This window comes from Georgenia alba (assembly GCF_042665525.1).
Lineage (GTDB): Bacteria > Actinomycetota > Actinomycetes > Actinomycetales > Actinomycetaceae > Allobogoriella > Allobogoriella alba.
In genome coordinates this window covers 883,603-897,580 of record NZ_JBHTCQ010000002.1, presented here as the reverse complement: position 1 = coordinate 897,580, position 13,978 = coordinate 883,603, and the positions used below count along the sequence as shown (strand labels likewise).

At 72.6% G+C, this 13,978-nt stretch carries 11 protein-coding genes; 6 read left to right on the top strand and 5 right to left on the bottom strand.

What is annotated here, in order from left to right:
• The 4 genes from ACFQQL_RS13935 to ACFQQL_RS13920 all read right to left on the bottom strand — a co-directional run.
• On the bottom strand, nt 1-941 hold a 941-nt coding region (locus ACFQQL_RS13935; protein WP_382395346.1), incomplete at its 3' end, for a segregation and condensation protein A.
• Nucleotides 942-948: 7 nt separating this feature from the next.
• Nucleotides 949-1,794, bottom strand: a complete 846-nt coding sequence (locus ACFQQL_RS13930) for a ParA family protein (protein ID WP_382395414.1) — start codon at nt 1,792-1,794, stop codon at nt 949-951.
• A 131-nt stretch (nt 1,795-1,925) separates the two neighbouring features.
• Entirely contained in the window at nt 1,926-2,855 is a 930-nt protein-coding gene (xerD, locus tag ACFQQL_RS13925) for a site-specific tyrosine recombinase XerD (protein ID WP_382395344.1), read from the bottom strand.
• Nucleotides 2,856-2,874: 19 nt separating this feature from the next.
• The gene (locus ACFQQL_RS13920) at nt 2,875-3,765 is read right to left on the bottom strand and encodes a heme o synthase (protein ID WP_382395412.1); all 891 of its coding nucleotides are present in this window, start codon (nt 3,763-3,765) and stop codon (nt 2,875-2,877) included.
• Between the two features lie 293 nt (nt 3,766-4,058).
• On the opposite strand from ACFQQL_RS13920, the gene tkt reads away from it, so the two are divergent.
• The 6 genes from tkt to ACFQQL_RS13890 all read left to right on the top strand — a co-directional run bounded on the left by tkt (nt 4,059) and on the right by ACFQQL_RS13890 (nt 12,448).
• Nucleotides 4,059-6,245, top strand: a complete 2,187-nt coding sequence (gene tkt / locus ACFQQL_RS13915; protein ID WP_382395342.1) for a transketolase — start codon at nt 4,059-4,061, stop codon at nt 6,243-6,245.
• Between the two features lie 49 nt (nt 6,246-6,294).
• Complete coding sequence (tal, locus tag ACFQQL_RS13910; RefSeq protein WP_382395340.1) at nt 6,295-7,422, top strand: transaldolase; 1,128 nt, start codon at nt 6,295-6,297, stop codon at nt 7,420-7,422.
• 26 nt (nt 7,423-7,448) lie between these two features.
• Entirely contained in the window at nt 7,449-9,134 is a 1,686-nt protein-coding gene (locus tag ACFQQL_RS13905) for a glucose-6-phosphate isomerase (protein WP_382395410.1), read from the top strand.
• Complete coding sequence (gene zwf, locus ACFQQL_RS13900; protein ID WP_382395338.1) at nt 9,131-10,663, top strand: glucose-6-phosphate dehydrogenase; 1,533 nt, start codon at nt 9,131-9,133, stop codon at nt 10,661-10,663. The genes ACFQQL_RS13905 and zwf overlap by 4 nt, the downstream gene beginning before the upstream one ends.
• Nucleotides 10,664-10,694: 31 nt before the next feature.
• Nucleotides 10,695-11,618, top strand: a complete 924-nt coding sequence (locus ACFQQL_RS13895) for a glucose-6-phosphate dehydrogenase assembly protein OpcA (RefSeq protein ID WP_382395336.1) — start codon at nt 10,695-10,697, stop codon at nt 11,616-11,618.
• A gap of 92 nt (nt 11,619-11,710) precedes the next feature.
• Complete coding sequence (locus ACFQQL_RS13890; protein WP_382395334.1) at nt 11,711-12,448, top strand: hypothetical protein; 738 nt, start codon at nt 11,711-11,713, stop codon at nt 12,446-12,448.
• A gap of 20 nt (nt 12,449-12,468) precedes the next feature.
• Here ACFQQL_RS13890 and putP read toward each other — a convergent pair whose 3' ends face one another.
• A complete protein-coding gene (gene putP / locus ACFQQL_RS13885; protein WP_382395332.1) occupies nt 12,469-13,968 on the bottom strand; it encodes a sodium/proline symporter PutP in 1,500 nt (499 codons plus the stop codon).
• Nucleotides 13,969-13,978 lie beyond the last annotated feature (10 nt).

The following is a 13,978-nucleotide window of genomic DNA, read 5'->3' as shown; positions in this document are numbered from 1 at the left end:
TCGATGTCGCCGGCTCCTCGCACTCCGCTCGTCCCTCGCTCGCGCTCGTCGCCGTCGGGCTCGATGTCGCCGGCTCCTCGCACTCCGCTCGTCCCTCGCTCGTGCTCGTCGCCGTCGTAGTCGTCGGCGACGTCGACGTCGCCCTCGTCGTGGCCGGACCAGCGGATCGTCAGCTCCCCCAGCGCCTCGGCCTGCTCGAACGCGACGGCGCCCTCGCGGAACAGCTCCAGGAGCGCGAGGAACCGGGCGACGACGTGGGCGAGCGTCTCGGCGTCCTCGGTCAGCGTGCGGAAGCTCGCCCGCCGCATCCGGCGCAGCCTCCCGACCAGGACGGCGGCCTGCTCCCGCACCGGCACCACGGGGTTGTGCAGGTGGGTGAGCTCGACCTCGGGCTCCTCGGTGCGGCGGGTGAGCGCCCCTGCGGCGAGGCGGGCGAGGTCCTCGGGAGAGACCTGCATGACCAGCTCGGGCAGCAGGGCGGCCAGGTGCGGCTCCAGCGGCACGCTGCGCGGGTGGCTCCGGACGCCCTTCTCCCACCGTTCCGCCAGCTCCCCGGCGACCTCCTTGAACGCCTTGTACTGCAGCAGCCGGGCGAAGAGCAGGTCGCGGGCCTCGAGCAGCTCGAGGTCCTCCTCGTCCTCCACCGCGCCGCGCGGCAGCAGGCGCGCCGCCTTGAGGTCGAGCAGGGTCGCGCCGATGACGAGGAACTCGCTCGCCTGGGCGAGGTCCCACTCGGTCTGGGCGCTGATGTACGCGATGAACTCGTCCGTCACCTGGGCGAGCGCGACCTCGGTGATGTCCAGGCGGTGCTTGGCGATGAGGGACAGGAGCAGGTCGAACGGACCCTCGAAGTTCTCCAGGGTGACGGCGAAGGCGCCGAGTGGTCGTGTGCCGCCCGAAGCGGGGTCCGCCGGGACGCCCTCGGCCTCCGCCTGCGCCATCGGCGGCTCAGGCGGCGTCGCCGCGGGCGATGAGCTCGCGGGCGAGGCGCCGGTAGGCCTCGGCACCCGGGTGGTTGGGCGCGTACGTCGTGATCGGCTCCGTGGCCACGGAGGCGTCGGGGAACTTGACCGTCCGGGAGATCTTGGTGTTGAAGACCTTGTCCCCGAAGGCCTCCCGCACCCGGTCCAGGACCTCGCGGGAGTGCAGGGTGCGCATGTCGACCATCGTGGCGAGGATGCCGTCGATGCGCAGCCGCGGGTTGATCCGCTCCTGGACCCGCTCGATGCTCTCGACGAGCAGCGCCACGCCACGCAGGGCGAAGAACTCGGCCTCGAGCGGGATGATCACCCCGTGCGCCGCGGTCAGCGCGTTCACAGTGAGCAGGCCGAGAGACGGCTGGCAGTCGATGAGGATGACGTCGTACTCGTCGAGGACGGGCCGCAGCACTCGTGCGAGGGCCTGCTCGCGGGCCACCTCGCTGACGAGCTGCACCTCGGCGGCGGAGAGGTCGATGTTCGCCGGCGCCAGGTCCAGGCCCTCGACCTCGGTCGACATGATGATCTCCCGCACGTCGCCGCGGGGCTCCATGATGAGGTTGTAGATCGTCCGGTCGAGCTCGTGGGCGTTGACGCCGAGGCCCGCGGACGCCGCACCCTGCGGGTCGAAGTCCACGAGAAGGACCTTGCGCCCGTACTCCGCCAGCGCGGCGCCCAGGTTGATCGTGGTCGTGGTCTTGCCGACCCCGCCCTTCTGGTTGCACATGGCGATCACACGAGCCGGACCGTGGCTGCTCAGGGGTCCGGGAGCCGGGAAGTCGGCGTCCTCGGCGGTCCCCACGGCGCTCTCCGGCATCAGTCCTGGCTGCTCACTACTCACCGCCCACACGCTAGTCGACGCCGGGCGGGCGCCCTAGCACCCACCTCGCGCGTCGCCCTCCCGCCACTGCCGCCGACTCGTCATTCCTGTGACGACTCGCGGGCCGGTCAGGCGAGGGCGCGGGGGTGCGCGGCGGCGTAGACCTCGCGCATGGTCTGGACGGTGACCTGCGTGTAGATCTGGGTGGTCGTCACCGAGGCGTGCCCGAGCAGCTCCTGGACCACGCGGACATCGGCTCCCCCGGCGAGCAGGTGCGTCGCGAAGGAGTGACGCAGCGTGTGCGGGCTGATGTGCTCCGTGAGCCCGGCGCGGCCCGCCGCCGTCTGCAGCACGGCCCACGCGCTCTGCCGGCTCAGCGGATTCCCACGCGTGTTGAGGAACACCGCGGAGTTGCCACGGCCCGCCCGGGCCAGCGCCGGTCGCCCACGCACCAGATACGCCTCGAGCGCCTCGACGGCGTAGCGCCCCACCGGCACCACCCGCTCCTTGCGTCCCTTGCCGAACAGCCGCACCGCGGCGATCTCGCCGTCGAGGTCAAGGTCGTCGACGGCGAGGCCCACCGCCTCGCTGATCCGCGCACCGGTGCCGTAGAGCACCTCCAGCAGCGCCCGGTCGCGCAGCGGCACCGGCCCGTCGCCGAGCGACGCGGCCTCAAGCAGCGCCTCCACCCGCTCGACCGGGATCGCCTTGGGTAGGCGGCGGGACGCCGGGGGCGGCCTGACCGCCGCACTGGGATCGGACGCCGTCGTCCCTTCGGCGAGGGCGAACCGGTGCCAGCCCCGTACGGCCGTCACGGCACGCGCCGTGGACGACGGCGCGAGCACCGTTCCGCCGTCGTCGCCGGTCCGCAGCGCCTCGGCGTAGGCGACGACGTCCTCCTCCGTGACCGATCCGAGGTCGGTGCGCCCGCGCGCCGCCAGGAACGCGCAGTACCGGTCCAGGTCGCGGGTGTACGCGGCCAGGGTGTGGTCGCTGACACCCCGTTCCACGCCCAGGTGGGCGAGGTACTCGGCGCGAGCCTGCTCCAGCGACGTCATCGTCCGTGAGCCACCTGGCCTACAGCGGCAGCAGCGGGTCCACGGCGACGGCGGCGAACACGATCGTCAGGTAGGTGATCGACCCGTGGAACACCTTCATCGCGGCGAGCTTGCCCCGCTCCGGGTGCAGAGCACGGCGCAGCAGCCGGGCGCAGGCCAGCAGGAACCAGGCGCCCGCGGCCACGGCCGTGACACCGTAGACCCAGCCGAGCCCGCTCACCGGCACCAGCAGGAGCGTGCACGCGACCATCGCCGCGGCGTACAGCAGGATCTGCCGCGCGACCCGCACGTCGTCGGCCACCACGGGCAGCATCGGGACCCCGGCGCGGGCGTAGTCCTGGCGGAACTTCATCGACAGCGGCCAGTAGTGCGGCGGCGTCCAGAAGAACACGACGAGGAACAGCAGGAACGGCGGCCAGCCGATCGTGCCGGTGACGGCCGACCAGCCGATGAGCACCGGCATGCAGCCCGCGACCCCGCCCCAGACGATGTTCTGCGACGTCCGGCGCTTGAGCACCATCGTGTAGAGCACCACGTAGAGCAGGATCGCCCCGAGCGTCAGCAACGCCGACATGGCGTTGACGAGGAGCCCGAACCAGGCGACCGACCCCACGCCGAGGACGGTCGCGAAGACCAGCGCCTGCCGGTCGGTCAGCTCCCCCGTGACCAGCGGACGCTGCTTCGTCCGGTTCATCACCCGGTCGATGTCCCGGTCCAGGTACATGTTGAACGCGTTCGCGGCACCCGCGGCGAACGAGCCGCCGACCAGGGTCGCGGCCAGCAGCCACGTCCCCGGCCAGCCGTCGGCCGCGAGGATCATCGTGGGGATCGTGGTGACCAGCAGCAGCTCGATGATGCGCGGCTTGGTCAGGGCCAGGTAGGCCCGCCAGCGCCGGCGGGTGCGCCGCAGGTCCGTGCCGTGAAGAGGCGTCGCCGGGTGAGCCGCGGGTTCGCTGGCAGGGGTCGCGGCGGGCTGGACGCTGGGCACGGACCGAGTCTACGTGTCACGACGCGCCGAGCGAGCCCGGCCGGGGCGTCGAGTCGCAGGTGTGGTCAGCCCCACCTCCGGCGCGGCGGCCGGTCATCGCGGGCGTGCGACGCCGCAGGGCGGGACGGCTGGGAATCTCGGCCCGACACGGACGTTGCACGTCGGTAGAGTCGCTGCTGAACAGTGCACGAAGAGGGCCGTAGAGAAGAGGATCAGTGAACGCGACGCCCGCCACCACCACCTCCCTGACGTGGACAGACCTCGACCGGCGGGCGGTGGACACCGTCCGGGTCCTCGCTGCCGACGCGGTGCAGAAGGTCGGCAGCGGCCACCCCGGGACCGCCATGTCCCTCGCGCCCGCCGCGTACCTGCTCTACCAGCGGATCATGAAGCTCGACCCGGCCGACGACCAGTGGCTCGGCCGGGACCGGTTCGTGCTGTCCGCCGGCCACTCCTCGCTCACCCAGTACATCCAGCTGTACCTGGCCGGCATCGACATGGAGCTCGAGGACCTCCAGGCGCTGCGGACCTGGGGCTCGAAGACCCCCGGCCACCCCGAGTACCGGCACACCACCGGCGTCGAGATCACCACCGGCCCGCTCGGCCAGGGGCTCGCCTCCGCCGTCGGCATGGCGTACGCGGCGCGCCGCGAACGCGGCCTGCTCGACCCCGACGCCGCCCCCGGCACCAGCCCGTTCGACCACCACATCTACGTCATCGCCTCCGACGGTGACCTCCAGGAGGGCGTGACGTCCGAGGCCTCCTCGCTCGCCGGGCTCCAGGAGCTCGGGAACCTCGTCGTCATCTACGACGACAACAAGATCTCCATCGAGGACGACACCAACATCGCGTTCACCGAGGACGTGCTCGCCCGGTACGAGGCGTACGGCTGGCACACCCAGCGCATCGACTGGACCAACGGCGGCACCGAGTACGCCGAGGACGTCGAGGGCCTGCACGCGGCCATCGAGGCCGCCCGGGCCGAGACCGGCAAGCCGTCGCTCATCTCGCTGCGCACCATCATCGGCTGGCCCGCACCGACCAAGCAGAACACCGGTGCCGCCCACGGCTCCGCGCTCGGCGCCGAGGAGGTCGCGGCCACCAAGAAGGTGCTGGGTCTGGACCCGGAGAAGAGCTTCGAGGTCGCCCCGGAGGTCATCGAGCACACCCGCACGAACGCCCGGGAGCGGGCCGCGAGCCTGCGCGCGGAGTGGGACACGCGCTACGACGCGTGGCGCACCGCCAACCCCGACGGCGCCGCCCTGCTGGACCGCCTGCGGGCCCGTGCGCTCCCGGACGGCTGGGCGGACGCGCTGCCCGGGTTCGATCCCGGCAAGGACGTCTCGACCCGCAAGGCCTCCGGAGAGGTGCTCTCCGCGCTCGCCGGCACCCTGCCCGAGCTGTGGGGCGGATCGGCCGACCTCGCCGGCTCGAACAACACGACCATGAAGGACGAGCAGTCCTTCCTGCCGGTGGCCCGCTCGAGCAAGATGTTCCCGGGCAACGAGTACGGGCGCACCCTGCACTTCGGGGTCCGCGAGCACGCCATGGGCGCCATCCTCAACGGCATCGCCCTGCACGGCCTGACCCGCCCCTACGGCGGAACGTTCCTGACGTTCTCCGACTACATGCGCGCCGCGGTGCGCCTCGCCGCGCTCATGGGGGCGCCGTCGACCTTCGTGTGGACGCACGACTCCATCGGCCTCGGTGAGGACGGCCCCACCCACCAGCCGGTCGAGCACCTCACCGCGCTGCGGGCCATCCCCGGTCTGGACGTCGTCCGTCCGGCCGACGCGGCGGAGACCGTTTACGCCTGGCGCGGCATCCTCGAGCACCACGACCGGCCCGCCGGGCTGATCCTCACCCGCCAGAACGTGCCCAACCCGGAACGCGGTGACGGCCCGGCCGACGGCGAGACCCTGGCCGGCGCCGAGGGCACCCTCCGCGGCGCGTACGTGCTGGCCGAGGCCCGCGGCGGCACGCCCGACGTGATCCTCCTGGGCACCGGCTCCGAGGTCCAGCTCGCACTCGCGGCGCGCGAGCAGCTCGCCGCGGAGGGGGTGGACGCCCGCGTGGTGTCCGTCCCGAGCCAGGAGTGGTTCGCCGAGCAGGACGCGGCCTACCGCGAGCAGGTCCTGCCGTCGGCGGTCCGCGCCCGCGTCTCGGTCGAGGCGGGCATCGCCATGAGCTGGCACCACCTCATCGGTGACGCCGGCCGGTCCGTGTCGCTCGAGCACTACGGAGCGTCCGCGGACTACAAGGTCATCTACGAGAAGTTCGGCATCACCGCCGAGGCGGTCGCCGCGGCCGCGAAGGAGTCGATCGCGGCGGCACGGGGCGACGCCCCGCCCAGCGGCGGCCAGGCCCCCACCCGCACCGGCGCCGGCGACCGTCCCGAGTGAGGACCGCGGCCACCGGCACCGACCGCTGACACCAACCAAGGAGCAGACGATGAGCCTACCCGGCACCGACCGGCTCGGCCGACTGAGCGAGCTCGGGGTCTCCGTATGGCTGGACGACCTCTCACGCGAGAACCTGTCCTCCGGGGCGCTGCGGACCCTGGTGGACGACTTCCACGTGGTCGGCGTCACCACCAACCCGACGATCTTCGCCAGCGCGCTGAGCAAGGGCGAGGCGTACGACGAGCAGATCGAGACGCTCGCGTCCGAGGGCGCCGGCGTCGACGACGCGGTCCTCGCCATCACCACGGACGACGTCCGCGACGCCTGCGACCTGTTCGCGGACGTGCACGCCGCCACGGACGGCAAGGACGGGCGTGTCTCGATCGAGGTGGACCCCCGCCTGGCGCACGACACCGACCGGACGATCAAGGCCGCCCGGATGCTGTGGCAGACCGTCGACCGCCCCAACCTGATGGTGAAGATCCCCGCCACCATGGAGGGCCTGCCGGCGATCACGCAGGCGATCAGCGAGGGCATCAGCGTCAACGTCACGCTGATCTTCTCCCTCGATCGCTACCGTGCCGTCACCGGCGCGTACATCGACGGCCTGGAGCGGGCGCACGCCAACGGCATCGACCTCAGCACGATCCGATCTGTCGCCTCCTTCTTCGTCTCACGCGTCGACACCGAGATCGACAAGCGGCTGGAGAACAAGGGCGCCAGCAAGGCCCTCAAGGGCAAGGCGGCGGTCGCGAACGCCCGGCTCGCCTACGAGGCGTTCGAGCAGATCTTCGCCACGCCGCGGTGGAATGAGCTCGCCGCCCAGGGCGCGCACCGCCAGCGGCCGCTGTGGGCCTCCACCGGGGTGAAGGACCCCGACTACCCCGACACCATGTACGTCGACGAGCTCGTCGTCGACGACGTGGTCAACACCATGCCGGAGAAGACGCTCCGGGCCGCGGCGGACCACGCCGAGGCCCGCGGCGACACCGTCCGCGGCACCTACGCGGACGCCCGCCGTACCCTCGACGACCTCGAGCGTCTGGGCATCTCGTACAACGAGGTGACCGAGCTCCTGGAGAAGGAGGGCGTGGAGAAGTTCGAGGCCAGCTGGACCGAGCTGCTCGCCACCGTCGAGGCTGCGTTGCAGAGCCGGACCGCCGGGGCCGCGACGTGACGGCCGGGGACCCGTCCAGCGCCGCGATGGTCGCCTGGGCCGGGCCGGAGGACGGCGCACTGGTCGAGGTCAGCGCCACCGGCGACGCCGCACGGGCCGCCTCGCAGAGCGTGCCGCGCCTCGTCGCGGAGCGGTTCGCCAGCCGGATCGGCGACCAGGACCCGACCCTGTGGGGCCCGGCCGCCGAGGAGGAGGCGTCCGTCCGGCTCGGCTGGACACGGCTGCACGAGAGCTCCCGCCCCCTCCTGGAGCCCCTCCGGGCCCTGCGCACGGAGCTGACCGCCGAAGGCGTCGACCGGGTGGTGCTGTGCGGCATGGGCGGCTCCTCCCTCGCACCGGAGGTGATCGCGGGCACGGCCGGCGCGCAGCTGGTCGTCCTCGACTCGACCCATCCCGACCAGGTGCGCAGGGCCGTTGACGGCGACCTCGCCCGCACGGTCGTCGTGGTCTCCTCCAAGTCCGGCTCGACCGTGGAGACGGACTCGCAGCGACGCGCCTTCGAGGAGGCGTTCGCGGCGGCCGGGATCGAGGCGGCACGCCGCATCGTCGTCGTCACCGACCCCGGCTCGCCCCTCCAGCAGGCTGCCCAGGAGGCCGGCTACCGCGCCGTGTTCGAGGCGGACCCGGCCGTGGGCGGCCGGTTCTCCGCGCTCACCGCGTTCGGCCTCGTCCCCGCCGCGCTGGCGGGCGTCGACGTCGAGGAGCTGCTCGACGACGCCGCGGCCGTCGCGGACTTCTTCACGGCCGACACGGAGGCCAACCCGGCGCTCGTCCTCGGTGCCGCGCTGGCCGGCGTCGACGCGCCCGGGCCGGCACCCTCGCCGCCGCCGCGGGACAAGCTCGTCATCCACGACGACGGCTCCGGACTGGCCCACTTCGGGGACTGGGCGGAGCAGCTGGTCGCCGAGTCGACCGGGAAGGACGGCACCGGACTGCTTCCCGTGGTCGCCGACACCGCCGCCCCGGAGCTCGCGGGAGACGTGCAGGACGTGCTGCCGGTACGGCTGATCCCGCTCACCGACGAGACCGACGACGACGGCGACCGGACGGCGGGCACCGAGGTCACTGTGGCCGGGACACTGGGCGGCACCTTCCTGCTGTGGGAGCACGCCGTCGCCGTCGCCGGGGCGATCCTGGGCATCAACCCGTTCGACCAGCCCAACGTCGAGTCCGCGAAGAAGGCCGCACGCGGACTGCTGGAGTCCACCCCCGAGGCCGAGCCGGCCGCCTTCACCGAGTCCGGCGTCGAGGTCCGCGGCTCGACCGGCCTGCTGGACGGCGCCGAGACGATCGCGGACGCGCTGACCACGCTGCTCGCCCGGCTCGACCCCGAGCACGGGTACCTCGCGGTCATGGCGTACCTGGACCGGGAGGGCCCGGCCGCGACCATCCTCGGCGGTGTGCGGGCCGGCCTGGCCCGCCGGACCGGACGCCCGGTCACCTTCGGGTGGGGCCCGAGGTTCCTGCACTCGACCGGGCAGTACCACAAGGGTGGTCCGGCCAGAGGGGTGTACCTGCAGCTGACGGGCACGCCGTCCGCCGCGGTGGACATCCCCGGCCGAGACTTCGACTTCGCGACCCTGGTGGCCGCCCAGGCGGCCGGGGACGCGCGCGTGCTCGCCGAGCTGGACCGCCCGGTGCTGCGCCTGCACGTCGGCGACTCGGGCGCACTCGCCTGGCTCGCCGGCGTCCTGACGGGACCCGCGGCGTGATCCACGGCAACCCGGGCAATCCCCTGAGGGACCCGGCCGACCGCCGGCTTCCCCGGATCGCCGGGCCCTCGGGGCTGGTGATCTTCGGGGTCACCGGCGACCTGGCGAAGAAGAAGCTCATGCCGGCCGTGTACGACCTGGCCAACCGCGGGCTGCTGCCGCCGTCGTTCGCCCTCACCGGGTTCGGGCGGCGGCAGTGGTCCGACGAGGACTTCGCCCAGGTGGTCCACGACGCGGTCCGGGAGAACGCGCGGACGCCGTTCGACGAGAAGGCGTGGGAGCAGCTCGCGTCGGGGTTCCGGTTCGTCCAGGGCGAGCTCGACGACGACGCCTCCTTCGACGAGCTGGCCCGCACCGTGCAGAGCCTGGACGACGAGCGCGGCACCGGCGGGAACCACGCGTTCTACCTCTCCGTCCCACCCAACGTCTTCCCGCTCACGCTCCGGCAGCTGGCCCGCTCGGGCCTGTCGGACTCCACCGGCGGCAGCTGGCGCCGCGTCGTCGTCGAGAAGCCGTTCGGCCACGACCTCGCCTCCGCCCGCGAGCTGGACGAGGTGGTCTCGGAGGTCTTCCCGCCGGACGCGGTCTTCCGGATCGACCACTACCTCGGCAAGGAGACCGTCCAGAACATCCTCGCTCTGCGGTTCGCGAACCAGCTCTTCGAGCCGGTGTGGAACGCGAACTACGTGGACCACGTGCAGATCACGATGGCCGAGTCCATCGGGATCGGCTCCCGCGCCGGCTACTACGACGGCATCGGGGCGGCGCGCGACGTCATCCAGAACCACCTGCTGCAGCTGCTGGCGCTGACCGCCATGGAGGAGCCGGTCTCCTTCGAGGCCGACGCGCTCAGGGCGGAGAAGGAGAAGATCCTCTCCGCCGTCAAGCTCCCGGACGACCTCGACGCGCACAGCGCGCGCGGGCAGTACAGCGGCGGCTGGCAGGGCGGGGAGCAGGTCCGTGGCTACCTCGAGGAGGACGGCATCCCGCCGGACTCCGAGACCGAGTCCTACGCCGCGGTCCGACTGGACGTGGACACCCGCCGCTGGGCCGGCGTGCCGTTCTACCTGCGCACCGGCAAGCGCCTGGGCCGCCGGGTCACCGAGGTGGCCGTGGTGTTCAAGCGCGCGCCACACCTGCCGTTCGACATGACGGCCACCCAGGAGCTCGGCGAGAACGCGCTGGTGATCCGCGTCCAGCCCGACGAGGGCGTGACCATCCGCTTCGGTGCGAAGGTGCCGGGGACGGCGATGGAGGTCCGCGACGTCACGATGGACTTCGGCTACGGCCACGCCTTCACGCAGGACTCCCCCGAGGCGTACGAGCGGCTCCTGCTGGACGTGCTGCTCGGTGACCCGCCGCTGTTCCCCCGGCAGAAGGAGGTCGAGCTGTCCTGGCAGATCCTCGACCCGGTCCTGGCGCACTGGTCCCGGCGCGGCCAGCCCGAGGCGTACGCGCCGGGCACGTGGGGACCGGCGGCGGCCGACCGGATGCTCGCCCGCGACGGGCGCAGCTGGCGACGCCCCTGACGCCAGCACCGACGAGCCCTGAGGAAGAGACATGATCGTCACCCTGCGCAACACCAACTCGGCCGAGGTCGGCTCCCGGCTGGTCTCGCTCCGGGACGAGGGCGGCGCCGTCGCGCTCGGCCGGGTGCTGACCCTGGTGGTGCTGTCCGAGGACGAGGACTCCACCGAGCGGGCGATCCGCACCGCCAACGGCGCCTCGCACGAGCACCCGATGCGCGTGCTCGTCGTCATGCCGGACCGGCCGGACGAGGCGGCCGGCCTGGACGCCGAGATCCGGGTCGGCGGCCACGCCGGCGCCTCCGAGGTGGTGGTGCTCCGCCCGCGCGGTGGTGCCGGCCGCTCCCCCGGCACGCTGGTCATGGCGCTGTTGCTGCCGGACGCGCCGATCGTCGCGTGGTGGCCGTCGGTTCCGCCGCCCAGGCCGTCCACCGACCCGATCGGTGCCATGGCCCAGCGCCGCATCACCGAGTCGGTGCGTACCCGCGACCCGATCGCGACCCTGCAGGCGCTGCGGGCCGCCTACGCGCCCGGTGACACCGACCTCGCCTGGGGCGCCCTGACGCTGTGGCGTGCGCTGCTGGCCGCCGCGCTGGACGAGTCGCCGGGCGACGAGGTCACGTCCGTCACGGTCATCGGTGCCGAGGGGAACCCGTCCGTCGAGCTGCTCGCCGCGTGGCTGCGCGTGAGCCTCGGCTGCATCGTCTCGGTCGAGTACAGCGGGAACGGCGGCATGCGCGGCGTCGTCCTGGAGCAGCCCTCGGGGCCGATCCGGGTCGACCGTCCGGCCGGCTCCACGGTCGCGACGCTGTCGCGTCCCGGACGGCCGGACCAGGTGATCAACCTGCCCCGGCGGAACACCGAGAACACCCTCATCGAGGAGCTGCGGCGGCTGGACCCGGACCTGACCTACGGCAAGGTGCTGACCCAGGGCCTGGGCGAGCTCGAACCGGCCTGAGCCCCACGTCCGGACCATGGGGACCTCTGCCCGCGACGACGCGCGGCTTGCGTCGTGACCGCGCTGTACGGTGCCCGGGAGGAGGGGGACGGATGAGGAGCGTGACGGCCACGACGACGGCGCTCGCGCTCGCCGCCGTGCTCACCGCCTGCGGGGCGCAGGGGTCGGGTGCCGGCGGGCCGGAGCCCGGTGCGGGTCCCACCGACGACGAGTCCGGCGAGATGGTGAGCGGTCCGCTGCCCGAGTGGTTGTGCGACAACCGTGACGAGGCGGGCGACGGGGCCACCGCGGAGGGCACCGAGGACCCGGGCGAACCGGACGACTCCGAGACGGCCGACGGGCTGGTTCTCACCGATACGGACGTCACCGAGGCCACGTGGGAGACACCCTCGGGCTTCACCGAGGCGAGCGGCTATCACGAGGACAACCCGGTCGAGGACCTCGCGGGGATCTGGGTGGCCGAGCCGAGCGACGGGTCCGCGCCGACGCTGAACGTGGTCAACGTGGTCAGGTACACGGGACTGGAGTGGGACCCGGCGACCGGCGGAGGGCCCTGCGATCCCGTGCCGATGGGCGACATCGAGGCTCGGCTGGCGCGATACATGGACCAGATCGGTGCCGAGCCGCTGAGCGACGCCGAGCTCACCACGCTCGCCGGGCTGCCGGCCGTGACCCAACGCGTCTCGCTCGCGGACTACGACTACGTGGGCTGGTGGCTCTTCTCGCAGCAGGAGCTGCTGCACGTCTACTGCCAGTGGACCGACGAGACGTACCGGCCGGTCATCGAGGCGGGGTGCGACGAGCTCGTCGCCTCGGTCCGCCTGCCCTGAGGGCCGGGGCCGCCGGGAGGTCAGGAGGCGGTGGCGCGACCGCGTCCTCCCACCGTGCGGATCGTCTCGTCGAACTCCGCCGTGACGTCACCGGAGTCCCGGTGCGTCGCGAGGCTGACGAGGACGGCGAGCACGGTGTTGAGCAGGAAGCCGGGCACGATCTCGTAGAGGTCGAACAACCCTCCGTCGGTGTTGCCCCACCAGCCCACGGTCACCGCTCCGGCGACCATGCCCGTGAGCGCACCCGCCATGCTCAGCCGACGCCAGTACAGGGACAGCAGGATGGTCGGGCCGAATGCGGCGCCGAAGCCGGCCCAGGCGAACGCGACCAGGCCCAGCACGGTGTCGTTCTGCGTCCACGCCATGGCGGCCGCGGCCAGGGAGACCAGCAGCACGGCGGCGCGCCCGAGCAGGACCTGGCGGCGGTCGGAGAGCCGCTCGCCGAGCAGCACCTTGCTGAGGTCCTCCACCAGCGCGGACGAGGTGACGATGAGCTGAGAGGAGATGGTGCTCATGATCGCCGCGAGCACCGCCGCCAGCAGGAAGCCCGCGACGAGCGGGTGGAAGAGGACCTGCCCGAGCACGAGGAACACCGTCTCCGGGTCCTCGAGGGTGCGGCCGGTCTGCTGGATGTAGGCGAGCCCGACGAGCGCCGTGCACACGGCCCCGGTCACCGCGAGAAGCATCCAGCCGATCCCGATCCGCCGGCCCGCCGTGGCCTCTGCGCTGCTGCGCAGCGCCATGAACCGCACGATGATGTGCGGCTGGCCGAAGTACCCCAGCCCCCAGGCGAGCGCCGAGACGACCGCCAGGGCACCGGCTCCGGCACCGAACCAGGACAGCCGGCTGGGGTCGATCTCCCGGATCGACTCGGCGGCCGCGCCGGGCCCGCCGACCGCCACCACGCCGACCAGCGGCACGGCGAGCAGCGCCAGGAACATCATCGTCCCCTGGACGAAGTCGGTGTAGCTCGCGGCGAGGAACCCGCCGAAGAGCGTGTACGCCACCGTGACGCCGGCGACGAGCAGCATCCCGTGCTGGTACTGCATGCCGAAGGAGGCGGCGAAGAACACACCGCCGGAGACCATGCCGGAGGAGACGTAGAAGGTGAAGAAGACGAGGATGATGACGCCCGCGGCGATCCGCAGCACGCGGGAGCGGTCCCGCAGGCGGTTCTCCAGGAAGCTCGGGATGGTGATGGAGTTCCTCGCCACCTGCGTGTAGACCCGCAGGCGCGGCGCGACCAACTTCCAGTTGAGCCACGCACCGATCGTGAGGCCGACGGCGATCCACGCCTCCACCAGACCGGCCGCGTAGACGGCGCCGGGCAGCCCGAGCAGGAGCCAGCCGGACATGTCCGACGCGCCTGCGCTGAGCGCGGCGACCGGCGTCGGCAGCCGACGACCGCCGAGCATGTACTCGTCGAGGCTGGTGTTCCGGCGCAGGAAGTAGGTGCCCACGCCGAGCATGGCGGCGAAGTAGATGACGAGCGCGGCCACCTGGTACGCCTGGTCACTCATGCGCGGTCCT